Origin of the sequence: Burkholderia sp. JKS000303, assembly GCF_002563755.1 — a bacterium.
Taxonomy (GTDB): domain Bacteria; phylum Pseudomonadota; class Gammaproteobacteria; order Burkholderiales; family Burkholderiaceae; genus Burkholderia; species Burkholderia anthina_B.
In genome coordinates this window covers 2,550,811-2,572,408 of the sequence record NZ_PDBZ01000001.1, presented here as the reverse complement: position 1 = coordinate 2,572,408, position 21,598 = coordinate 2,550,811, and the positions used below count along the sequence as shown (strand labels likewise).

The 21,598-nt window shown below is 64.5% G+C and carries 21 protein-coding genes and 1 tRNA gene; 5 read left to right on the top strand and 17 right to left on the bottom strand.

Features of this window, described 5'->3' with window-relative positions:
* Window positions 1-92: 92 nt before the first annotated feature.
* The 11 genes from BX604_RS12445 to BX604_RS12395 all read right to left on the bottom strand — a co-directional run bounded on the left by BX604_RS12445 (window position 93) and on the right by BX604_RS12395 (window position 9,845).
* Entirely contained in the window at window positions 93-1,346 is a 1,254-nt protein-coding gene (locus tag BX604_RS12445) for an NADH-quinone oxidoreductase subunit D (protein WP_096507618.1), read from the bottom strand.
* A gap of 9 nt (window positions 1,347-1,355) precedes the next feature.
* Window positions 1,356-1,958, bottom strand: a complete 603-nt coding sequence (locus BX604_RS12440) for an NADH-quinone oxidoreductase subunit C (RefSeq protein ID WP_096507619.1) — start codon at window positions 1,956-1,958, stop codon at window positions 1,356-1,358.
* A gap of 21 nt (window positions 1,959-1,979) precedes the next feature.
* Window positions 1,980-2,459 (bottom strand): NuoB/complex I 20 kDa subunit family protein, encoded by a 480-nt coding sequence (locus BX604_RS12435; RefSeq protein ID WP_004186402.1) that lies wholly within the window; start codon window positions 2,457-2,459, stop codon window positions 1,980-1,982.
* Between the two features lie 62 nt (window positions 2,460-2,521).
* Window positions 2,522-2,881: an NADH-quinone oxidoreductase subunit A gene (locus BX604_RS12430; protein ID WP_096507621.1), complete on the bottom strand. Its 360-nt coding sequence runs from the start codon at window positions 2,879-2,881 to the stop codon at window positions 2,522-2,524.
* A gap of 155 nt (window positions 2,882-3,036) precedes the next feature.
* Window positions 3,037-3,121 (bottom strand) — tRNA-Leu (locus BX604_RS12425).
* A 110-nt stretch (window positions 3,122-3,231) separates the two neighbouring features.
* A complete protein-coding gene (gene secG / locus BX604_RS12420) occupies window positions 3,232-3,618 on the bottom strand; it encodes a preprotein translocase subunit SecG (RefSeq protein ID WP_098551055.1) in 387 nt (128 codons plus the stop codon).
* Between the two features lie 72 nt (window positions 3,619-3,690).
* Window positions 3,691-4,446, bottom strand: coding sequence for a triose-phosphate isomerase (gene tpiA, locus BX604_RS12415; RefSeq protein WP_098551054.1), 756 nt, complete (start codon window positions 4,444-4,446; stop codon window positions 3,691-3,693).
* 152 nt (window positions 4,447-4,598) lie between these two features.
* The gene (locus BX604_RS12410; RefSeq protein WP_098552847.1) at window positions 4,599-5,618 is read right to left on the bottom strand and encodes an NAD(P)H-quinone oxidoreductase; all 1,020 of its coding nucleotides are present in this window, start codon (window positions 5,616-5,618) and stop codon (window positions 4,599-4,601) included.
* 140 nt (window positions 5,619-5,758) lie between these two features.
* Window positions 5,759-7,906: a polyribonucleotide nucleotidyltransferase gene (pnp, locus tag BX604_RS12405; protein WP_098551053.1), complete on the bottom strand. Its 2,148-nt coding sequence runs from the start codon at window positions 7,904-7,906 to the stop codon at window positions 5,759-5,761.
* A gap of 291 nt (window positions 7,907-8,197) precedes the next feature.
* The gene (gene rpsO / locus BX604_RS12400) at window positions 8,198-8,467 is read right to left on the bottom strand and encodes a 30S ribosomal protein S15 (protein ID WP_006398792.1); all 270 of its coding nucleotides are present in this window, start codon (window positions 8,465-8,467) and stop codon (window positions 8,198-8,200) included.
* Window positions 8,468-8,585: 118 nt separating this feature from the next.
* Window positions 8,586-9,845: a branched-chain amino acid ABC transporter substrate-binding protein gene (locus BX604_RS12395; RefSeq protein ID WP_098551052.1), complete on the bottom strand. Its 1,260-nt coding sequence runs from the start codon at window positions 9,843-9,845 to the stop codon at window positions 8,586-8,588.
* Between the two features lie 190 nt (window positions 9,846-10,035).
* Between BX604_RS12395 and BX604_RS12390 the strand changes: the two genes are divergently transcribed.
* The 3 genes from BX604_RS12390 (at window position 10,036) to BX604_RS12380 (ending at window position 13,151) form a co-directional block, all read left to right on the top strand.
* Complete coding sequence (locus BX604_RS12390) at window positions 10,036-10,548, top strand: hypothetical protein (protein ID WP_098551051.1); 513 nt, start codon at window positions 10,036-10,038, stop codon at window positions 10,546-10,548.
* A 372-nt stretch (window positions 10,549-10,920) separates the two neighbouring features.
* Window positions 10,921-11,562 (top strand): carbonic anhydrase, encoded by a 642-nt coding sequence (locus BX604_RS12385; protein ID WP_098551050.1) that lies wholly within the window; start codon window positions 10,921-10,923, stop codon window positions 11,560-11,562.
* A gap of 38 nt (window positions 11,563-11,600) precedes the next feature.
* A complete protein-coding gene (locus BX604_RS12380; protein WP_098551049.1) occupies window positions 11,601-13,151 on the top strand; it encodes a SulP family inorganic anion transporter in 1,551 nt (516 codons plus the stop codon).
* A 76-nt stretch (window positions 13,152-13,227) separates the two neighbouring features.
* On the opposite strand, the gene BX604_RS12375 is transcribed toward BX604_RS12380, so the two are convergent.
* From BX604_RS12375 to BX604_RS12345, 6 genes are all read right to left on the bottom strand, one after another.
* On the bottom strand, window positions 13,228-14,772 hold the full coding sequence (locus tag BX604_RS12375) for a 2-isopropylmalate synthase (RefSeq protein ID WP_098551048.1): 1,545 nt from the start codon (window positions 14,770-14,772) through the stop codon (window positions 13,228-13,230).
* Window positions 14,773-15,094: 322 nt separating this feature from the next.
* The gene (gene pssA / locus BX604_RS12365; protein ID WP_098551047.1) at window positions 15,095-15,967 is read right to left on the bottom strand and encodes a CDP-diacylglycerol--serine O-phosphatidyltransferase; all 873 of its coding nucleotides are present in this window, start codon (window positions 15,965-15,967) and stop codon (window positions 15,095-15,097) included.
* Between the two features lie 14 nt (window positions 15,968-15,981).
* Complete coding sequence (locus tag BX604_RS12360) at window positions 15,982-16,626, bottom strand: phosphatidylserine decarboxylase (protein WP_039370565.1); 645 nt, start codon at window positions 16,624-16,626, stop codon at window positions 15,982-15,984.
* 128 nt (window positions 16,627-16,754) lie between these two features.
* The gene (gene ilvC / locus BX604_RS12355; protein ID WP_098551046.1) at window positions 16,755-17,771 is read right to left on the bottom strand and encodes a ketol-acid reductoisomerase; all 1,017 of its coding nucleotides are present in this window, start codon (window positions 17,769-17,771) and stop codon (window positions 16,755-16,757) included.
* Window positions 17,772-17,866: 95 nt separating this feature from the next.
* Window positions 17,867-18,358 carry an acetolactate synthase small subunit gene (ilvN, locus tag BX604_RS12350; protein ID WP_034207977.1) on the bottom strand — a complete coding sequence of 164 codons (492 nt, stop codon included), beginning with the start codon at window positions 18,356-18,358 and terminating at the stop codon, window positions 17,867-17,869.
* Window positions 18,359-18,469: 111 nt separating this feature from the next.
* Complete coding sequence (locus BX604_RS12345) at window positions 18,470-20,233, bottom strand: acetolactate synthase 3 catalytic subunit (protein ID WP_098551045.1); 1,764 nt, start codon at window positions 20,231-20,233, stop codon at window positions 18,470-18,472.
* A gap of 355 nt (window positions 20,234-20,588) precedes the next feature.
* Between BX604_RS12345 and BX604_RS12340 the strand changes: the two genes are divergently transcribed.
* Window positions 20,589-21,152, top strand: coding sequence for an RNA polymerase sigma factor (locus BX604_RS12340; protein ID WP_027784998.1), 564 nt, complete (start codon window positions 20,589-20,591; stop codon window positions 21,150-21,152).
* Window positions 21,149-21,589: a DUF3619 family protein gene (locus BX604_RS12335; RefSeq protein WP_098551044.1), complete on the top strand. Its 441-nt coding sequence runs from the start codon at window positions 21,149-21,151 to the stop codon at window positions 21,587-21,589. Before BX604_RS12340 ends, BX604_RS12335 begins: the two co-directional genes overlap by 4 nt.
* The last annotated feature ends 9 nt before the right edge of the window (window positions 21,590-21,598 follow it).

Below are 21,598 nucleotides of genomic sequence, written 5' to 3'. Positions count from 1 at the left end.
CTCACTGTTGACAGCTTGCGAAGCCGCGCCGGTTCAGCGCGCATCGCGTGTGACTTGCTGCTCGCCGCCCGCTCGCGCAGGCGACGCAACCATTAGCGATCGATTTCGCCGAACACGATGTCCTGCGTACCGATGATCGTGACGGCGTCGGCAATCATGTGACCCCGCGCCATTTCGTCGAGCGACGCGAGATGCGCGAAGCCCGGAGCGCGGATCTTGAGGCGATACGGCTTGTTGGCACCGTCCGACACCAGATAGATGCCGAATTCGCCCTTCGGATGCTCGACTGCCGCGTACGCTTCGCCTTCCGGCACGTGAAAACCTTCGGTGAAGAGCTTGAAATGGTGAATCAAGTCTTCCATGTTGGTCTTCATGCCGACGCGCGACGGCGGCGCAATTTTGTGATTGTCGGTCATCACCGGGCCCGGATTCTTGCGGAGCCACTCAATACACTGTTTCGCGATACGGACAGACTGGCGCATTTCTTCGACGCGCACCAGATAGCGGTCGTAGCAATCGCCGTTCACGCCGACCGGCACGTCGAAGTCCATGCGATCGTAGACTTCGTACGGTTGCTTCTTGCGCAGGTCCCACGCGATACCCGAGCCGCGCAGCATCGGGCCGGTCATGCCCATCTGCAGTGCACGTTCCGGGCTGACGACGCCGATCCCGACCAGACGCTGTTTCCAGATCCGGTTGTCGGTCAGCAGCGTTTCGTATTCGTCGATGCACTTCGGGAAGCGCGTGAAGAAGTCGTCGATGAAGTCGAGCACCGAGCCGCTGCGCGCTTCGTTCATCTTCGCGAGCGCCTTCTCGTTGCGAATCTTCGACGCCTTGTATTGCGGCATTGCGTCAGGCAGATCGCGATAGACGCCACCCGGACGGTAGTACGCCGCGTGCATCCGGGCGCCGGACACCGCTTCATACACGTCCATCAGGTCTTCGCGCTCGCGGAATGCGTACAGGAACACCGCCATCGCACCGACGTCGAGCCCGTGAGCACCGATCCACATCAGGTGGTTCAGCACGCGCGTGATTTCGTCGAACAGCACGCGGATGTACTGCGCGCGCTCCGGCACTTCGATGCCGAGCAGACGCTCGATCGCCAGCACGTACCCGTGCTCGTTGATCATCATCGACACGTAGTCGAGACGATCCATGTACGGCACGGACTGGATGAAGGTCTTGTTTTCCGCGAGCTTCTCGGTCGCGCGATGCAGCAGACCGATGTGCGGATCGGCGCGCTGGATGACTTCGCCGTCGAGCTCGAGCACCAGGCGCAGCACACCGTGCGCTGCCGGGTGTTGCGGGCCGAAGTTGAGGGTGTAGTTCTTGATTTCTGCCATGACGCCCCCTTAATGTTTCAGACCGCCATAGCGATCCTCGCGGATCACGCGCGGCGTGATTTCGCGCGGCTCGATCGTCACCGGCTGGTAGACCACCCGCTTCTCTTCCGGGTCGTAGCGCATTTCGACGTAGCCCGACACCGGGAAGTCCTTGCGGAACGGGTGACCGATGAAGCCGTAATCGGTGAGGATGCGGCGCAGGTCGGGGTGTCCTTCGAACACCAGGCCGTACAGGTCGAACGCTTCACGCTCGTACCAGTTTGCGGAGGTCCAGATGTCGACGACCGACGCCACGATCGGCAGATCGTCGTCCGGCGCGAATACGCGCAGGCGCAGGCGCCAATTGTTCGTGACCGACAGCAGCTGCGACACGGCAGCGAAACGCGGGCCGTCGTAGGCGCCGTCGCCGTAGGTCTGGTAGTCCACGCCGCAGAGGTCGATCAGCTGCTCGAAACGGAGCTTCGGATCGTCGCGCAGCGTCTTTGCGACTTCGAGGTAATCACTCGCCTTCACGACGAGCGTCAGTTCACCGATCGCTTCGGTGAGGCTCACCACGCGCGCGCCGAGCGCGGCTTCGAGGTTTGCCTTGAGGGTCTCGATTTTGCTTGCCATATTGAGGGGACGCTCGGGGCTTTATTGACGGGCGATGGTGCTGGTGCGACGGATCTTCGCCTGAAGCTGGATCACGCCGTAGACGAGCGCCTCGGCGGTGGGAGGACAACCCGGCACGTAGACGTCGACCGGCACGATCCGATCACAACCGCGGACCACCGAGTACGAGTAGTGGTAGTAGCCGCCGCCATTCGCGCACGACCCCATCGAGATCACCCAGCGCGGCTCGGCCATCTGGTCATACACGCGGCGCAGTGCCGGCGCCATCTTGTTGCAGAGCGTGCCGGCGACGATCATCACGTCGGACTGACGCGGGCTCGGACGGAACACGACACCGAACCGGTCCAGGTCATAACGGGCCGCGCCCGCATGCATCATCTCGACGGCGCAACACGCGAGCCCGAACGTCATCGGCCACAGCGAGCCGGTACGCGTCCAGTTGATCAGCTTGTCAGCCGTCGTGGTGACAAACCCTTCCTTCAAGACCCCTTCGATACTCATTTGCTTTCCACTCCAGACGGGCGAACCAGCGTGGCCGCCCATGCAAACCGGCGATTAGCCCATCACTCCCAGTCGAGGCCGCCCTTCTTCCAGATGTAGGCAAAGCCCAACAGGAATTCGAGCAGGAAAATCATCATTGCGATGAAACCAGGCCAGCCGATGTCCCGCAGCGCAACGCCCCACGGAAACAGAAATGCGGTTTCGAGATCGAAGATGATGAACAGGATGGCGACGAGGTAGTACCGGACGTCGAATTTCATCCGGGCGTCTTCAAAGGCTTCGAAGCCGCACTCGTACGGTGCGTTCTTCTCGACGTCCGGCTTGTTGGGACCAAGAAGCTTGCCGATGCTGATCAGCGCTATACCTAAACCAGTGCCCACGAGGAGGAACAACAAGACGGGGTAATAGGCTGCGAGGTTCAAGGCAATCCTCTATCGGTTAGTTCTGAGCGTCCGGAGAATACCACTTCCGGCGAAAGGAATCATTTCGGAGTGCCTGCGATCACAAGACAATCGCAAGACACACCCCAGAAATGAAAAATGCCAGCCACTCGGGAGCGGCTGGCATTGAGTAACTTTGGTGCCGACGGCGAGACTCGAACTCGCACAGCTTTCGCCACTACCCCCTCAAGATAGCGTGTCTACCAATTTCACCACGTCGGCACTGCATGCAACTCGGGTCGTACTGCCTGTTTCCCGCGAATCGCTTCAAGAATTAAATTCTAACCTGTCTTTCAAAATTGTTCAACGCACAACGGCAAATATTTCAGTTTTTATTTCGGCACGTCCTGGCCCGGCGCGCTCGCAGCCGTAGCAGCCGAAGTCGTAGCAGCGGACGCAGCAACCGCCGGCGCCGACGCAGCAGGCGCCGATGCGGGTGCGGTCGCGACCCCACCCAGCACGCCCGCCGACGGCGTCGACTTGTACGAACCGAGATACGTCAGCGCGAGCGTCGCAACGAAGAAGATCGTCGCCAGCACACCCGTCGTGCGCGACAGGAAGTTCGCCGAGCCCGTCGCACCGAACAGGCTGCCCGACGCGCCGCTACCGAATGCGGCACCCATGTCGGCGCCCTTGCCGTGCTGCAGCAGCACGAGACCAATCACACCGAGTGCAGACAGCACCTGCACCACAATAATCAGCGTCTTGAATAACAGCATCACATCCACCCGATTGGATCAGGCAACCGGACCAACCGGCCGCCATCATGGTTCAATTCGATCCCGAGCCGCTCAACGTGCAGCCCGGCAGATCGCCAGGAAATCTTCCGCCTTCAGCGACGCGCCGCCAATCAGGCCGCCGTCGATGTCCGGCTGCGCGAACAGCTCTTCCGCGTTGTCCGGCTTCACGCTGCCGCCGTACAGTACGGACACGTCCGCCGCGCCCTTCGTCACGAGACGCGCACGCAGGAATGCGTGGACGTCCTGCGCCTGCGCCGACGTCGCGCTCTTGCCCGTGCCGATCGCCCAGACCGGCTCGTACGCGACGACGATGCGCGCAGCTTCGTCAGCCGTCAACACAGCCAGCACGGCGTCGAGCTGCGCACCGACCACCTGCTCGGTCGCGCCCGCTTCGCGCTCGTCGAGCGTCTCGCCGACACACACGACAGGCGTGAGACCCGCCACGAGTGCGCGCTGCGTCTTCGCCGCAACCGTCTCGTTGCGCTCGCCGTGATACGCACGACGCTCCGAGTGACCGACGATCGCATAATGCGCACCGAACTCCGCAACCATAGCGGCCGCCACTTCGCCGGTGAACGCGCCCTGCTCGTGCGCGGACACGTCCTGCGCGCCGAACGCGACACGGCCATCGCCGAGTTGCGCGTGAACCTGCGCGAGGTAAGGGAACGGCACGCACACGCCGATCGACGTTTCAGCCGCCACCGCGCCCGCACCCTGCACCACTTCGTTCAGCAATGCCTGGTTGCCGGCCAGTCGGCCGTGCATCTTCCAGTTGCCGATCACTCGCTTCGTTCTTTGTTTCGACATCGTGTCTGTCTCGTCACTATCGGGTCATTAACGCGCCCATCAACGCGCCGGTAACCGGCCGTCTGGTTTGATCTGGCGAAGCAAACCCGCGATTTTACTGCGCGCGGCTTGAACCGGTCAAACCGCGCATGTCAAGCCCGCTGCGCGGGCCTTCACGCGTTCGCGCCCCAATCGAGCACGATCTTGCCGATGTGCTCGCCGCTTTCCATCAGCGCGTGCGCCTGCGCGGCCTCGCCGGCCGGCAGCACACGGTAGATGACCGGCTTGATGCACCTCTCGGCGATCAGCGGCCACACGCGCGCCTTCAACTGCGCAGCGATGCGCGCCTTGAACTCGACCGGACGCGGACGCAACGTCGAGCCCGTCACCGTCAGCCGGCGGCGCAGGATCTCGTTGAGATTCACCTCGGCCTTCGCGCCGCCGAGCAGCGCGATCAGCACGAGCCGGCCGCCGTCCGCAAGCGCGGACAATTCGCGCGGCACATACGAGCCCGCCACCATGTCGAGGATCACGTCGACGCCGCGATCGTGCGTCAGCGACTTCACGACCCCGACGAAGTCCTCGGTCTTGTAGTTGATCGCACGCTCGGCGCCGAGCGCCTCGCATGCGCGGCATTTGTCGGCGTTGCCGGCCGTCGCAAACACGCGAAAACCAAGCGCGTGCGCAATCTGGATCGCCGTCACGCCGATCCCGCTTGAGCCGCCCTGCACGAGCAGCGTTTCCTGCCCGCCGCCCTCGCCCGCACCCAGTTGCGCGCGATCGAACACGTTGCTCCACACCGTGAAGAACGTTTCGGGCAACGATGCGGCTTCGATGTCGGCGAGCCCGTCGGGCACCGGCAGGCATTGCGGCAGCGGCGCCACCGCATATTCGGCATAGCCGCCGCCCGCGAGCAGCGCACAGACGCGATCGCCGAGCTTCAGGCCGAACGGATTCGACGCGACATCCGACAAGTCGCCGCCGACGATCTCGCCCGCCACTTCGAGCCCGGGCAGGTCCGACGCACCCGGCGGCGGCGCATACGCGCCCTTGCGCTGGAATACGTCCGGCCGGTTCACGCCGGAAGCCGTCACCTTGATCAGCACCTCGCCGCGCTTCGGTTCGGGGCGCGGACGCTCCGCGAGCTTCAGCACGTCGGGGGCGCCGAATTCGGTGATTTCGATGGCTTTCATGGTGGTCTCCAGGATCGGAATCGGGGACGGGCCCGTACGCCGCACGGGCCGCTCGCCGGCGCTGCTGCGCCGCACAACGATGCTACAGAAAAAACGGCCGGCACGCTTTCGCACTGCCGGCCGTTTTCACGCCTGTCCGCTTACTGCTGCGGCGGCGTATCCGACTGCGACGCGGCAGCTGCTTCGTTCAGCAGCGCCTTGGCCGACAGACGCACACGACCCTTCTCGTCCGTCTGGATCACCTTGACCTTGACCTGTTGACCTTCCTTCAGGTAGTCGTTGATGTCCTTCACGCGCTCGTTGACGATTTCCGAGATGTGCAGCAGGCCGTCCTTGCCCGGCAGCAGGTTCACGATCGCACCGAAATCGAGCAGCTTGAGCACCGTGCCTTCGTACACCTGACCCACTTCGATCTCGGCCGTGATTTGCTCGATGCGCTTCTTCGCTTCGGCCATGCCTTCGCTGTTCGTGCTCGCGATCGTCACGACACCGTCATCCGAGATGTCGATGGTCGTGCCGGTTTCTTCGGTCAGCGCGCGGATCACCGAACCGCCCTTGCCGATCACGTCGCGGATCTTTTCCGGGTTGATCTTGACCGTGATCATGCGCGGCGCGAATTCCGACAGCTGCGTGTTCGCACCCGCGACCGCCGACGTCATCTTGCCGAGGATGTGCATGCGGCCTTCCTTCGCCTGCGCGAGCGCGACCTGCATGATTTCCTTCGTGATGCCCTGGATCTTGATGTCCATCTGCAGCGCCGTCACGCCTTGTTCCGTGCCGGCCACCTTGAAGTCCATGTCGCCGAGGTGATCTTCGTCGCCGAGGATGTCGGTCAGCACCGCGAACTTGTTGCCTTCGAGGATCAGGCCCATCGCGATACCCGCGACGTGTGCCTTCATCGGCACGCCGGCGTCCATCAGCGCGAGGCAGCCGCCGCACACCGATGCCATCGACGACGAACCGTTCGATTCGGTGATTTCCGACACGACGCGGATCGAGTAGCCGAATTCGTCGGCGCTCGGCAGGCACTTCACCAGTGCGCGCTTCGCGAGGCGGCCGTGGCCGATTTCGCGGCGCTTCGGCGAGCCGACGCGGCCCGTTTCGCCGGTTGCAAACGGGGGCATGTTGTAGTGAAGCATGAAGCGCTCGCGGTATTCGCCTTCGAGCGCGTCGATGATCTGCTCGTCACCCTTCGTGCCGAGCGTCGCGACGACGAGCGCCTGCGTTTCGCCACGCGTGAACAGCGCCGAACCGTGGGTGCGCGGCAGCACGCCGGTGCGGATCTCGATCGGACGCACGGTGCGCGTGTCGCGACCGTCGATGCGCGGCTCGCCGTTCAGGATCTGCGAACGGACGATCTGCGCTTCGATGTCGAACAGGACGTTGCCGACGGTAGCCTTGTCGGCCGCGACCGTACCGGCCGCCAGCGCGTCTTGCTCGAGCTTCGCCGAGGTCGCCGCGTAGACTTCCTTCAGCTTCGTCGAACGTGCTTGCTTGTCGCGCAGCTGGTAAGCGGCGAGCAGGTCGCCTTGCGCCAGTTCCGTCACGCGCGCGATCAGCGCTTCGTTCTTCGGGGCCGGCTGCCAGTCCCACTCGGGCTTGCCGCCTTCGCGCACGAGTTCGTGGATCGCGTCGATCGCCGTCTGCATCTGCTCGTGACCGAACACGACAGCGCCGAGCATCACGTCTTCCGGCAGCTGATCGGCTTCCGATTCGACCATCAGCACCGCGCGCTCCGTACCGGCGACGACGAGGTCGAGGCTCGATGCCTTGAGCTGGTCACGCGTCGGGTTCAGCACGTAGGCGTTGTCGATGTAGGCGACGCGCGCAGCACCGACCGGACCGTTGAACGGCAGGCCCGACACGGCGAGCGCAGCCGATGCACCGATCAGCGCGGGGATGTCCGCCGGGATTTCCGGGTTCACGGACAGCACGTGGATCACGACCTGGACTTCGTTGTAGAAGCCTTCCGGGAACAGCGGGCGCAGCGGACGGTCGATCAGGCGCGACGTCAGCGTCTCGTGTTCCGACGGACGGCCTTCGCGACGGAAGAAGCCGCCCGGGATCTTGCCGGCCGAGTAGGTCTTTTCGAGGTAGTCGACGGTCAGCGGGAAGAAGTCCTGACCCGGCTTCGCCGACTTCGCGCCGACGACGGTTGCCAGCACGACGGTGTCTTCCACGTCGACGATCACGGCACCGCTCGCCTGACGGGCGACTTCACCGGTTTCGAGGCGCACCTTGTGCTGGCCCCACTGGAATTCCTTCACGACCTTGTTGAACATGGACATGGTTGCTCCTTTGAATTCATTCATTTCATTCGCCGCACGGGCCATCCCGCACGGCGGCGTCCCGACCGAATCACCCGGAGCAAGGTGTGTTTCTTATGCCATTCCAGTGCGTCGCTCGCCGAGCAGCGCGCTGGAATGACACAAATCCCGACCCCGGCATCAGCCGTTCCGGCAGTCCGGCATTCACGTGCCGAACGACCTGCAGTGCGCGTGACGCTACGCACCGCGCAAAAACAAAATGCCTGCATCAGCGGACTGACACAGGCATCTTGCTGGCGGCAATCGCCTCGATTACTTACGCAGACCCAGCTTCTCGATCAGCGCGCGGTAACGGTCGGCATCCTTGCCCTTGAGGTAGTCGAGCAGCTTGCGGCGGCGGCTCACCATGCGCAGCAGGCCGCGGCGGCTGTGGTGGTCCTTCGCGTGGGTCTTGAAGTGACCCGTCAGTTCGACGATACGTGCGGTCAGCAGTGCGACCTGGACTTCGGGCGACCCCGTGTCGTTGGTACCGCGGGCGAACTGAGCAACGACTTCCGACTTCTTGATATCTGCAACAGACATGTGATTTCCTTTATTTCCTACTGACTGACTAACAGGCGGACACGGAAGAATGGCCGTGCCGTGACTTACAACCGGCGGGCATTGTAGCACAACTGCACGCCGTTCCTACCGCCCCCTGTCACGGGCGCGTCATCGAGCAGGTCGACGGTATCTGCGTGCGCTGTGCGGGCACCGCGAGAACCGTCCGGAAACCGTAGCCGGAGCCCTCGTTGTCGAAGCGCACGCCGGGCGTGCCGACCTTGTCCATTTCCATCACGTAAAGGGGCTGGATCAGCTGATGATCCTGCGCGCGCATGGTCGACGCATGGAAGCCGTCGTCGAACGACAGCCCCTCGAGCGCACGCGCCACCGCGACGGGGTCGGCCGAGCCGGTCCGGTTCATCGCGGCCGCGAGCATCTCGACCATCAGGCTCATGCGGCGTACCGGGTAGTCGTCCTGCGGCGCCGGGAAACGGGTCCGGAACGCGCGATAGAACGCGTCCGACTTCGCGCCGCCCGCGTTCGGATGCCAGTCCGCGACGGCGATCACCCGCCCGACGCCCGCGTCGCCGAGCGCGGCCGGCGCGCCGAGGCTGTTGCCGTAGAACGTATAGAACTTTGCATTGAGCCCCTGCTCGCGCGCCGCCTTCACGAGCAGCGTGAGATCGTTGCCCCAGTTGCCGGTCACGACCGCGTCGGCCCCGCTCGCGCGGATCTTCGCGATATACGGCGAGAAATCCTTGATCCGGCCGATCGGATGGAATTCGTCGCCGGCGATCGTCACGTCGGGGCGCCGCTCGGCCAGCGCCTGCCGCGCCAGCGCACTGACGTCGTGGCCGAAGCTGTAGTCCTGGTTCAGCAGATAGACCTTGTGCAGCGTGCGGTCGCGCGCCATCACGTCGGCCAGCGCGGCCATCCGCATCCCCGCGTGAGCGTCGAAACGGAAATGCCAGAAGCTGCAATGCGCGCCGGTCAGCGCCGGATCGTCGGCCGAATAGTTGAGGAACAGCATCCGGCTGTCGGGATTGCGCGCGTTCAGCTTGTCGAGCGCCGCGACGAGCGCCGCCGCGACCGCCGAGCTGTTGCCCTGCGCGACGAACCCGATGTGCCGGTCCGCGGCCACGCGCAATTGCACGAGCGCCTCTTCGGGGCTGCCCTTGCTGTCGAGCACGACCAGCTCCAGCGGATGCGCGCCGTCGCGCAGCTTCACGCCGCCGGCCGCGTTGACCTGTTCGACGCCGAAGCGCAGGTTGCGCTCGACGGCCGCGCCCGCGTTCGCGAACGGGCCCGACATGCCTTCGATCAGCGCGATCCGCACCGGCTCGCCCACGGCGTACGCGGACGACGCCAGCATCCATCCCGCACTCAACGCGAGCGCGCACCGCTTCCACAGCTGCATCGGCCACCTGCCCTTCAATCCGTTCGAGAAGCGCGGATCATAGGCCGCCGGCCCCGCCGCCTGCAAGCATGGCGAGACACGGCACACCGGCGGCCCGTCGGCTGCGATCCGCACCGATTTTTTCGGCGCGATGCACCGGCGTGCGCCGTCCGTGATACAACTGAACCGTCAGAGAGTTCTGGAGGATCCCATGCGCATTCGCATTCCCGTGCGCCTGCCGGTGCTGGTCGCCAGTGCGGCGGCGCTGCTCGCCGGTTGCGCGCAACCGTGGCAGCAATACCAGGCCGGCCAGGACGAGTCGGCGATCGTCGCGCGCATGGGCCCGCCGCGCGAGATCTACGATCTGCCCGGCGGCGGCAAGCGCCTGATGTGGCCGACCCAGCCGATGGGCGAGACCACCGTCGCGGCCGACGTCGACGCAGCCCACAAGATCGTCAACGTGCGCCAGGTGCTGCAGCCGAGCGAGTTCTATCGCGCGGAGATCGGCAAGTGGACGAAGACCGACGTGCTCGTCAATTTCGGCCGGCCGGTCGAGACATCCTACTTCCCGCTGATGAAGCGCGAGGTGTGGACCTACCGGTATCTGGAAGACAACGTCTGGTACATGATGTACAGCTTCTACTTCGATCCGCAGGGCATCCTGCGCACCACGCAGAAGACGCCGGACCCGCTGCACGACCCCGACCGCCGCAACCTGTTCTGACCGATTGCGCGATTTCTGCGCGATTTCCCAATGGCCATTCACGAATAAGCGCGTGAATGGCCATTGCGTTTTTGTCGCCCTATTCGGTTGATCCGGAAAGGAACCGGCAATCCGTTCCGATCACGGCCCTCTCGCGATGCCGTCGCGCGGAATCCCTTACCGGACGGGAAACCGGCATGCGCGATGCATGTCATGCGTTGCATTGGTGCATGCGATGCACCTCGACATTCCCATTTGAAACAATTTGTATCAGTGGCACCGAGCGCTAGGGCATACCCCTAATATCGGTCGAAATAAACCTTTCAATTCCGAAAGCATTCGGAGACGCCATTTCGAGTGATCGTCGTCCGTCCTTATTTAAAAGGAGTCCTCATGAATCGCCCCAAGAGCATGCTGGTTGCCAACATCGCCTGGGCCCGCGAGACGCGCGAACACACGCCCGGCTTCTTCGACGCACTCGCGCGCGGCCAGAATCCGCGCGTGCTGTGGATCGGCTGCGCCGACAGCCGCGTGCCGGCCGAGACCATCACGCATTGCGTGCCGGGCGAGCTGTTCGTCCATCGCAACATCGCGAACCTGTTCCATCCCGACGACGACAATGCCGCGAGCGTGCTCGAGTATGCGGTGCGCGTGCTCGAGGTCGACCACGTCATCGTGTGCGGCCACTACGGCTGCGGCGGCGTCCGCGCATCGCTGCTGCCGCCGCCGACCGACCTGCCGCACGTCGCCCGCCGCATCGCGCCGCTCTGCGCGCTTGCGCGGCGCCATCGCGACACGCTCGGCGGGCTCGACGACGCGGCCGCCGCCGACCGCCTCGCGGAGCTGAACGTGCTCGAACAAGTGAAGCTGCTGCGTGCGTCGCCGATCGTGCAGGGTCGACCGCGACCGCCCCTCGTGCACGGCTGGATCTTCTCCGTCGCCGACGGCCGCCTGACGGAGCTCGATTCCGGCTACACGACACCGCCGGCCGCAGCCGAACCCGAGCACGCCACCGCGGCCGTCGCATTCGGCTGATCCGCGCCCGCCTCAACGCCCCTGAAATCACCCCAACCATGAAACTGAACGAGCGTCTGTCCACCCTGCCGCGCGACATCGTCGCCGGCGTCGTCGTTTTCCTCGTCGCGCTGCCGCTGTGTCTCGGCATCGCCAATGCATCCGGCGTCGAGCCGTTTGCCGGGCTGGTGTCCGGCATCGTCGGCGGGATCGTCGTCGCGCTGCTGAGCGGCTCGTCGCTGTCCGTGAGCGGGCCGGCAGCCGGCCTCGTCGTGATCGTCGTCGAAGGGATCGCGCAACTCGGCAGCTTCTCCGCCTTCCTGCTCGCGGTGCTGCTGTCCGGTGTCCTCCAGTTCGGCTTCGGCATGCTGCGCGCCGGCCGCTTCGCCGCCTACGTGCCATCGCCCGTCATCAAGGGCATGCTCGCCGCGATCGGCCTGCTGCTGGTCGTGAAGCAGATTCCGTTCGCATTCGGTATCGGCGGCGCGGCCGCGCAATCGTTTGCATCATGGCCGGGCCTGCCGACCGCATGGGCAGCCACGGCCATCGCGCTGGTGTCCGTCGCGCTGCTCGTCGCATGGGACACGCCGGCGCTCAAGCGCTTTGCATGGGCGCGCGCGGTCCCCGCGCCGCTTGCGGTGGTCCTGTTCGGCATCGGCGCAACGCTGTTGCTCGGCGCGCTCGTGCCGTCGGTCGCGCCGGGCGCCGCGCATCGCGTCACGCTGCCCGAACTCGAATCGTTCACGGCGCTCGCGGCATCGCTCAAGCATGCGGAGCTCGGCCCGAACTTCGCCCAGCTCGTCAATCCGGACGTGTGGCGCGTCGCGATCACGCTCGCCGTGGTCGCGAGCCTCGAGACGCTGCTGAGCCTGGAAGCGGTCGAACAGATCGATCCGAAGCGCCGGCCGACCCAGCCGGATCGCGAGCTGAAGGCACAGGGCGTCGGCAATCTCGTCGCGGGCGCGGTCGGCGGGCTGCCGATCACGTCGGTGATCGTGCGCAGCTCGGTCAACGTGAATGCGGGGGCGCAAAGCCGGATGTCGGCGATCGTGCACGGAGTGCTACTGCTTGCCAGCGTGTTCGCGCTCACCGGCCTGATCAACCTGATCCCGCTCGCGAGCCTCGCGGCGATCCTGATCCACACCGGCGTGAAGCTCGCGAAACCGACGCTGTTCCGCTCGGTGCTGAAGCAGGGTCCGGCCGCGTTCGTGCCGTTCGCCGCGACGATTGCGGGTGTGCTGGCGGTCGACCTGCTGTTCGGCATCGCGCTCGGCCTCGCGTGCAGCGTGCTGGCGGTCGCGGTCGCGAACCTGAAGAGCCCCGTCACGCTCGCGCAGCACGACGATCACTTCCTGCTGTCATTCCGCAAGGACGTGTCGTTCGTCGGCAAGGTGCAGGTCAAGCATCACCTGCGGCACATTCCGGACCGCGCGGCCGTGATCATCGACGCGACGCGCGCCGACTACATCGATCACGACGTGCTGGAGCTGATCGACGCATTCGTCGCCGATGCGCCGCGGCGCGCAATCGCGGTCGAATTCCGCCGCCGCAGCCCGGCGCCGCGCCCGGCCGCGCGCCGCTGGCTGTTCCGTGCGCCGGCCGCGGAATAAGCGGCGCATGAAAAAACGCCCCGGGCGGCGCAAGGCCGCACGGGGCGTTCCAGGCGTTCAGCGCCCGACGCGCAGCTTATGAACGCTGCGGGTTGAGCTTGTCGTCCTTCGAGTGCAGCTTGTTCAGCGCGGCGATGTACGCCTTCGCAGACGCCGCGACGATGTCCGGATCGGTGCCGACGCCGTTCACGATCCGGCCGCTCTTCGACAGCCGGACGGTCACTTCGCCCTGCGCCTGCGTGCCGGTCGTGATCGCGTTCACCGAGTACAGCAGCAGTTCGGAGCCGCTGCCCACTTCGCCTTCGATCGCGTTGAACGTCGCATCGACCGGGCCGTTGCCGCGCGCCTCGCCGGTCACTTCCTTGCCTTCGACCGCGAACACGACCTTCGCCTGCGGCTGCTCGCCGGTTTCCGAGCGCTGCGACAGCGACACGAACTTGAAGTGTTCCTGCTCCTGCGCGAGTGCAGACTCTTCGGAGACGATCGCGATGATGTCTTCGTCGAAGATCTCGGCCTTGCGGTCGGCGAGATCCTTGAAGCGCATGAATGCGGCGTTCAGTTCGGCTTCGCTGTCGAGCGACACGCCGAGCTCCTGCAGGCGCTGCTTGAACGCGTTGCGGCCCGACAGCTTGCCGAGCACGATCTTGTTCGCGGTCCAGCCCACGTCTTCCGCGCGCATGATCTCGTAGGTGTCGCGCGCCTTCAGCACGCCGTCCTGGTGGATACCCGACGCGTGCGCGAACGCGTTCGCGCCGACCACGGCCTTGTTCGGCTGCACGACGAAACCGGTGATCTGCGACACGAGCTTCGACGTCGGCACGATCTGCGTCGTGTCGATGCCGACATCGAGGCCGAAGTAGTCCTTGCGCGTCTTCACCGCCATCACGATTTCTTCGAGCGACGTGTTGCCCGCGCGCTCGCCGAGACCGTTGATCGTGCACTCGATCTGCCGTGCGCCGCCGATCTTCACGCCAGCCAGCGAGTTCGCCACCGCCATCCCGAGGTCGTTGTGGCAATGCACGGAGAAGATCGCCTTGTCCGAGTTCGGAATGCGTTCGCGCAGCGTCTTCACGAGGTTGCCGTAGAGTTCCGGCACGCCATAGCCGACCGTGTCGGCGATGTTGATCGTCGTCGCGCCTTCGGCGATCACCGCTTCCAGCACGCGGCACAGGAAGTCGAGATCCGAGCGGCTGCCGTCTTCCGGCGAGAATTCGACGTTGTCGGTGAACTTGCGCGCGAAGCGCACCGCGAGACGCGCCTGCTCGAACACCTGGTCGGGCGTCATCCGCAGCTTCTTCTCCATGTGCAGCGGCGACGTCGCGATGAACGTGTGGATTCGCGCGCTGTTGGCCGGCTTCAGTGCGTCGGCCGCACGCTGGATGTCCTTGTCGTTGGCCCGGGCCAGCGAGCAGATCGTGCTGTCCTTCACGAGACCGGCGATCGTGTGGATCGCGTCGAAGTCGCCGTTCGAGCTGGCCGCGAAGCCTGCCTCGATCACGTCGACCTTCATCCGCTCGAGATGCTTCGCGATGCGGATTTTCTCTTCCTTCGTCATCGACGCGCCGGGCGATTGTTCGCCATCACGCAACGTCGTATCGAAAATGATCAGCTTGTCTGTCATGGGGGGGCTCCAGGGGGCTTTATACGGAAGTCAAACGTAATGAGATCGCGCCACCGCTGGCGACGCTCAAACAACAGACGAGGCTTGACGGAGGGCGAGAACGGTCAGCGCGGCAGGCGCGCCAAAGCTAGCGCGCGTAGCGGCGCACCGGCTAGAAGGAGGGAGAGGCGGGGAAATGCAGTCATGCCGAAGACTATAGCGGCATTCCGCCGGGTGCGCAATCGGACGGCACCCGGGATGCCGCGCTGCGTCATTCGAAAAAAGGGGCAAATAAAAACGGCGGCCTCGAAACCGGGGCCGCCGTTGCAGAGCAGGTTGCGCGTCAGTGATCGCGCTGCGACGATCGCGCGGGATTCGCGCGCCCTCGCACGGCCTGGTAGGCCCAGAACACGTAGCCGGACAGCCCGTACAGCACGAACAGGCAGAACAGCATCAGCGGCGGATCGGACGACACCAGCACGAACGCGACGACGACCAGCAGGATCGCCGCGAACGGCACGCGGTGTCGCACGTCGAGCGCCTTGCCGCTGTAGAACGGCGCGTTCGACACCATCGTCACGCCCGCGTAGATCGTCAGCGCGAACGCGACCCACGGCAGCCAGCCGAGCTTCATCGGCACGCGGTTGTCGGTCGCGAGCCACACGAAGCCGGCGATCAGCGCGGCCGCGGCCGGACTCGGCAGCCCCTGGAAGAAGCGTTTGTCGACGCTGCCGATGTTCGTGTTGAAGCGCGCGAGCCGCAGCGCGGCGCCCGAGCAGTAGACGAACGCGGCAAGCCAGCCCCAGCGGCCGAGATCCTTCAGCACCCATTCGTACATCACGAGCGCGGGCGCGACGCCGAACGACACCATGTCCGACAGGCTGTCGAACTGCTCGCCGAACGCGCTTTGCGTATGGGTCATCCGCGCGACGCGCCCGTCCATCCCGTCGAGCACCATCGCGACGAAGATCGCGATCGCGGCGATCTCGAAACGCACGTTCATCGCCTGCACGACCGCGAAGAAGCCGCAGAACAGCGCAGCGGTCGTAAACGCGTTCGGCAGCAGGTAGATGCCGCGCGTCTTCAGGAACCGCTGGCGCGCGGCACGGCGGCTTTCGCTGGGCACCGGATCGGGCGCCATCACCTTGTTGCGACGGAACGGGCGCGGGGTCTGGTTGGCGCCGTTGCGCGGCCGGCGCGGTTTAAATGCGGCCATCGTGCGTCCGCCGCTTACTGTTCGAGCTCGGCGAGGATCGTCGACGACGCGTAGACCTTCTCGCCGATCGACACCTTCGCGCGGCTGCCGAGCGGCAGGTACACGTCGACGCGCGAACCGAAGCGGATGAAACCGTAGCGCTGGCCGCGCGACAGCGGCTCGCCCGCGCGCACGTAGCAGAGGATCCGGCGGGCAACGAGGCCGGCGATCTGCACGGCGGTGACGGTCTTGCCGCTCGCCGTCTGGATCACGACCGCATTGCGCTCGTTCTCGGTCGACGCCTTGTCGATCGCCGCGTTCAGGAACGCGCCCGGGAAGTACTCGACCTTGGAGATCGCGCCGTCGACCGGCGAACGCTGCGAATGGACGTTGAAAACATTCATGAACACGCTGATCTTCAGCGCTTCGCGGTTCGCGTACGGGTCCTGCGTAGTCTCGACCGCGACGATGCGACCGTCCGCCGGGCACAGCACCGCGTTCGGCTGCGCCGGGATCGGGCGCTGCGGATCGCGGAAGAACTGGACGACGAAGACGAGCAGCAGCCAGAACGGCCACGCGAAGCCGAAGCCCCCGACGGCGTGGATCAACAACGCGATGACGGCTGCAATCGCGATGAACGGCCAGCCTTCGCGCGCGATGATCGGATGAGGATAGTTCATGGGTTCGTTCGGTGTTCTCTGAATTGCAAAGCCCGTAGGATAGCAAAAGCCGCCCGGGGCACTGCTGCCTTCGGACGGCTTTTTGATACCGACCCTCCACTCGAAGTGGCCGGAACAGCTCGCGGTGCTTAGTTCTTCGTCTGGTCGACGAGCTTGTTCTTCGCGATCCACGGCATCATCGCGCGCAGCTTCGAACCGACCTGCTCGATCTGGTGCTCGGCCGTCAGGCGGCGGCGCGACTGCAGCGTCGGGGCACCTGCCTTGTTCTCGAGGATGAAGCTCTTTGCGTACTCGCCCGTCTGGATGTCGGTCAGGCACTGCTTCATCGCCTTCTTCGTCTCTTCCGTGACGATGCGCGGGCCCGTCACGTACTCGCCGTACTCGGCGTTGTTCGAGATCGAGTAGTTCATGTTCGCGATGCCGCCTTCGTAGATCAGGTCGACGATCAGCTTCAGTTCGTGCAGGCACTCGAAGTACGCCATTTCCGGCGCGTAGCCTGCTTCGACCAGCGTCTCGAAACCTGCCTTGATCAGCTCGACGGTACCGCCGCACAGCACGGCCTGCTCGCCGAACAGGTCGGTTTCGGTCTCTTCACGGAAGTTCGTCTCGATGATGCCGGCACGGCCGCCGCCGTTCGCTGCTGCGTACGACAGTGCGATGTCACGTGCTGCGCCCGACTTGTTCTGTGCAACCGCGATCAGGTGCGGCACGCCGCCACCTTGCGAGTACGTGCCGCGCACCGTGTGGCCCGGTGCCTTCGGCGCGATCATGATCACGTCGAGGTCGGCGCGCGGGATCACCGCACCGTAGTGGACGTTGAAGCCGTGTGCGAATGCCAGTGCGGCGCCCTGCTTGATGTTCGCGTGCACTTCCTTCGCGTACACGTCGGCGATCTGCTCGTCCGGCAGCAGCATCATGACGACGTCTGCGCTCTTCACGGCTTCCGCAACTTCCTTGACCGACAGGCCTGCGTTTTCGGCCTTGCTCCACGACGCGCCGCCCTTGCGAAGGCCGACCGTCACGTTCACGCCGCTGTCCTTCAGGTTCAGTGCGTGTGCATGGCCTTGCGAGCCGTAGCCGATGATCGTGACTTGCTTGCCCTTGATGAGGGAGAGGTCAGCGTCTTTGTCGTAGAAAACGTTCATGATGGTTCCTTCGCTAATTCAAAAATTCAACAATTCGTTCAGATGGAGTACTGCGGGCCGGGACATGACGGCGCACCCGGCGTGCCTCTTCGGCATTACACCTTCAGGATGCGCTCGCCGCGTCCGATGCCGGAGCTGCCGGTACGCACGGTCTCTAGGATCGCGGTGGCGTCCAGCCCCTGGATGAATGCGTCGAGCTTGTCGCTCGCGCCCGTCAATTCGATCGTGTAGGTCTTTTCGGTCACGTCGATGATACGGCCGCGGAAAATATCCGACATCCGCTTCATTTCTTCGCGCTCCTTGCCCACTGCACGTACCTTGATCAGCATCAGCTCGCGTTCGATGTGTGCACCGTCGGTCAGGTCCACCACTTTCACCACCTCGATCAGGCGGTTCAGATGCTTCGTGATCTGTTCGATCACGTCGTCGGAGCCAATGGAAACGATGGTGAGCCGCGACAGCGATTGGTCTTCGGTCGGCGCCACCGTCAAGGTTTCGATGTTGTAGCCGCGTGCGGAAAACAGACCGACCACGCGCGACAGCGCGCCCGGTTCGTTTTCCAGCAGGACGGAAATGATGTGTCTCATGTTCGCTTCTTCCAGAATGTGTCCGTGTCGATTCACTCGCGCCGCGCGCCGGCCGATGCCGCGCCGCCCTTCGTGAAGGCGGCCGCTTCGGCCCGGGCGCGCGTCGCGCCGTTACAGATCTTCCGATCCGAGCAGCATCTCGGTGATGCCCTTGCCGGCCTGTACCATCGGCCAGACGTTTTCGGTCGGATCGGTCTGGAAGTCGAGAAACACGGTGCGGTCCTTCAGGCGCAGCGCCTCCTTCAGCGCCGGCTCCACATCCGAAGTCTTTTCGATCCGCATGCCGACATGGCCGTACGCTTCGGCGAGCTTCACGAAGTCAGGCAGCGCATCCATGTACGAATGCGAATAGCGCTTGCTGTATTCGATCTGCTGCCACTGGCGAACCATGCCGAGATAGCGGTTGTTCAGCGAAATGATCTTCACGGGCGTGTCGTACTGCAGGCAGGTCGACAGTTCCTGGATGCACATCTGGATCGAGCCTTCGCCCGTGATGCACAGCACGTCGTCGTCCGGGTGCGCCATCTTGACGCCCATCGCTGCCGGCAGGCCGAAGCCCATCGTGCCTAGGCCGCCGGAGTTGATCCAGCGACGCGGCTTGTTGAAACGGTAGAACTGCGCCGCCCACATCTGGTGCTGGCCGACGTCCGAGCACACGAACGCATTGCCGTCCGTCAGCTCCCACGCCTTCTCGACCACGTACTGCGGCTTGATGATCTCGCTTTCGCGGTCGAACTTCAGGCAGTCCTTCGAGCGCCAGCCTTCGATGTCCTTCCACCATTGCGCGAGCGCGCCGGTGTCGGGGCCGTGTTCGGCCGTCTGCAGCTGTTCGATCAGCTCCTTCAGCACTTCCTTCACGTCGCCGACGATCGGGATGTCGACCTTCACACGCTTCGAGATCGACGACGGGTCGATGTCGATGTGGATGATCTTGCGCGGACGCGACGCGAAGTGCGCCGGATCGCCGATCACGCGGTCGTCGAAGCGTGCGCCGATCGCGATCAGCACGTCACAGTGCTGCATCGCCATGTTCGCTTCGTAGGTGCCGTGCATGCCGAGCATGCCGAGGAATTTCTTGTCCGACGCGCGATAGCCGCCAAGGCCCATCAGCGTGTTCGTGACCGGGTAGCCGAGCAGGTCGGCGAACTGGTTCAGTTCGCGCGCCGCATCGGCGAGGATGATGCCGCCGCCGGTGTAGATGTACGGACGCTGCGCCGACAGCAGCAGCGACACGGCCTTGCGGATCTGGCCCGAATGGCCTTTCGTGACCGGGTTGTACGAACGCAGCGACACGCTCTTGACCGGCTCGTACTGGCACGGCGTCTTGGAGATGTCTTTCGGGATGTCGATCAGCACCGGGCCGGGACGGCCGGTACGGGCGATGTAGAACGCTTTCTTGACGGTTTCCGCGAGGTCGCGCACGTCCTTCACCAGGAAGTTGTGCTTCACGCACGGACGCGTGATACCGACGGTATCGCATTCCTGGAAAGCGTCCTGGCCGATCGCGGCAGTCGGCACCTGGCCGCTGATCACGACCATCGGGATCGAATCCATGTAGGCCGTTGCAATGCCGGTCACCGCATTGGTGACACCGGGGCCGGACGTCACGAGACAGACGCCGACGTTGCCGGTGGAACGCGCATACGCATCGGCTGCGTGCACGGCCGCCTGTTCGTGGCGCACCAGCACGTGCTGAATCTTGTCCTGCTTGTACAGCTCGTCGTAGATGTAGAGTACCGAGCCGCCGGGGTAGCCCCAGATGAATTCGACGTTTTCGTCGGCCAGTGCCTTCATGAGCACGGTACCGCCGATGGAGTCGCTATCGGGAGGGGAAAGGGGTTCCGACGTGGAGAATTCCGCGCTGGGCATGTTCATTTTGACCTTTCGAATTTTCGGCAAAAAATTGATCGGGTGCTCTCTGCCGGGCTTGTGGCTCGGGTTCAAGCGGCGCGTCCAGTTTGAAGGGCGGGCTTCTTGGGCCAGCCTCAAATGAGACCATCACTTCATGTTGCGAATCGTTGACGATAGCGGGTCATGGTTGGGTCGTCAAGCAAAATATCCCGCAGCGCATCATGCGCACCGCCCGCCGGCTCGCGGACGCGGCTCGCACGCAACGTGGCGTGGCGCAACCGGTGCCAAGTCACGCGAAAATTTGTTAGCATCCGCGGGTTTTACGAAATTTTTCGACCTTTCACACGCCGCCGCAGTCCGCAGCGCATACCTTTACGGAATGGCATCAGACAAGGAACTCGCCGACTTTCTGGCGGGCGTCGAAAGGCGCGCGTTCAAGCAGGCTGCGTACGCCGTGCGTGACGACGATGCGTCGCTCGACATCGTGCAGGACGCGATGATCAAGCTGGCGGAGAAATATGGCGACCGGCCGGCGGCCGAGCTGCCGCTGCTGTTCCAGCGGATCCTGCAGAACGCGATCCACGACTGGTTCCGCCGGCAGAAGGTCCGCAATACCTGGGTCACGCTCTTCTCGTCGCTGAACAACACCGACGACGACGACTTCGACCCACTGGAAACGCTCGAATCCGCGGACGACAATGCAGGTGTCGAGAGTAGCGAGCACCGCCTCGAGCGCGAGCAGGTTCTGGCCCTGATCGACGAAGAAATCCAGAAACTTCCGACACGTCAACGGGAAGCGTTCCTGATGCGTTATTGGGAAGATATGGATGTCGCCGAGACTGCCGCCGCAATGGGGTGCTCCGAAGGCAGCGTCAAGACGCACTGCTCGCGAGCTACCCACACCCTGGCGCAAGCGCTCAAGGCCAAAGGAATCACGCTATGAGCTCCGCTCCCGTAAATCGAGAACATGAATTCGCGCTGAAGGTTCGCCGCGCGCTGGACGAACGTGCCACGGCGCTGCCTGCCGCGACCACCGACCGCCTGGCCGCCGCGCGCCGGGCTGCGCTCGCGCGCAAGAAGCCCGAAGCCGCGAGCGCGCCGGTGTTCGTGCCCGCCTTCGCCGGCGCGGCCGGCGCATACGGCATGACGCCCGCGAGTCGCCCGCCGGCCGGCAGCCCGTACGCGTCGTTCGCGCGCCGCCTGCTGCGCGCATGGCCGCTCGCGCTGCTGCTCGCGGGGCTCATCGGCATCGCGTACTGGGAAGACATGCAACGCACCGCGGAACTCGCCGACATCGACGCGGCGATGCTCAGCGACGACCTGCCGCTGAACGCGTATCTCGATCACGGGTTCAACGCGTATCTTTCGCACGCACGCTAACAGACAATA

Excerpts from the sequence above, each read along its gene's own strand:
- BX604_RS12445 (WP_096507618.1), bottom strand. The coding sequence starts at position 1,346 with ATGGCAGAAATCAAGAACTACACCCTCAACTTCGGCCCGCAACACCCG.
- BX604_RS12440 (WP_096507619.1), bottom strand. The coding sequence starts at position 1,958 with ATGGCAAGCAAAATCGAGACCCTCAAGGCAAACCTCGAAGCCGCGCTC.
- BX604_RS12435 (WP_004186402.1), bottom strand. The coding sequence starts at position 2,459 with ATGAGTATCGAAGGGGTCTTGAAGGAAGGGTTTGTCACCACGACGGCT.
- secG (WP_098551055.1), bottom strand. The coding sequence starts at position 3,618 with ATGCTGTTATTCAAGACGCTGATTATTGTGGTGCAGGTGCTGTCTGCA.
- tpiA (WP_098551054.1), bottom strand. The coding sequence starts at position 4,446 with ATGTCGAAACAAAGAACGAAGCGAGTGATCGGCAACTGGAAGATGCAC.
- BX604_RS12410 (WP_098552847.1), bottom strand. The coding sequence starts at position 5,618 with ATGAAAGCCATCGAAATCACCGAATTCGGCGCCCCCGACGTGCTGAAG.
- pnp (WP_098551053.1), bottom strand. The coding sequence starts at position 7,906 with ATGTCCATGTTCAACAAGGTCGTGAAGGAATTCCAGTGGGGCCAGCAC.
- rpsO (WP_006398792.1), bottom strand. The coding sequence starts at position 8,467 with ATGTCTGTTGCAGATATCAAGAAGTCGGAAGTCGTTGCTCAGTTCGCC.
- BX604_RS12395 (WP_098551052.1), bottom strand. The coding sequence starts at position 9,845 with ATGCAGCTGTGGAAGCGGTGCGCGCTCGCGTTGAGTGCGGGATGGATG.
- BX604_RS12390 (WP_098551051.1), top strand. The coding sequence starts at position 10,036 with ATGCGCATTCGCATTCCCGTGCGCCTGCCGGTGCTGGTCGCCAGTGCG.
- BX604_RS12385 (WP_098551050.1), top strand. The coding sequence starts at position 10,921 with ATGAATCGCCCCAAGAGCATGCTGGTTGCCAACATCGCCTGGGCCCGC.
- BX604_RS12380 (WP_098551049.1), top strand. The coding sequence starts at position 11,601 with ATGAAACTGAACGAGCGTCTGTCCACCCTGCCGCGCGACATCGTCGCC.
- BX604_RS12375 (WP_098551048.1), bottom strand. The coding sequence starts at position 14,772 with ATGACAGACAAGCTGATCATTTTCGATACGACGTTGCGTGATGGCGAA.
- pssA (WP_098551047.1), bottom strand. The coding sequence starts at position 15,967 with ATGGCCGCATTTAAACCGCGCCGGCCGCGCAACGGCGCCAACCAGACC.
- BX604_RS12360 (WP_039370565.1), bottom strand. The coding sequence starts at position 16,626 with ATGAACTATCCTCATCCGATCATCGCGCGCGAAGGCTGGCCGTTCATC.
- ilvC (WP_098551046.1), bottom strand. The coding sequence starts at position 17,771 with ATGAACGTTTTCTACGACAAAGACGCTGACCTCTCCCTCATCAAGGGC.
- ilvN (WP_034207977.1), bottom strand. The coding sequence starts at position 18,358 with ATGAGACACATCATTTCCGTCCTGCTGGAAAACGAACCGGGCGCGCTG.
- BX604_RS12345 (WP_098551045.1), bottom strand. The coding sequence starts at position 20,233 with ATGAACATGCCCAGCGCGGAATTCTCCACGTCGGAACCCCTTTCCCCT.
- BX604_RS12340 (WP_027784998.1), top strand. The coding sequence starts at position 20,589 with ATGGCATCAGACAAGGAACTCGCCGACTTTCTGGCGGGCGTCGAAAGG.
- BX604_RS12335 (WP_098551044.1), top strand. The coding sequence starts at position 21,149 with ATGAGCTCCGCTCCCGTAAATCGAGAACATGAATTCGCGCTGAAGGTT.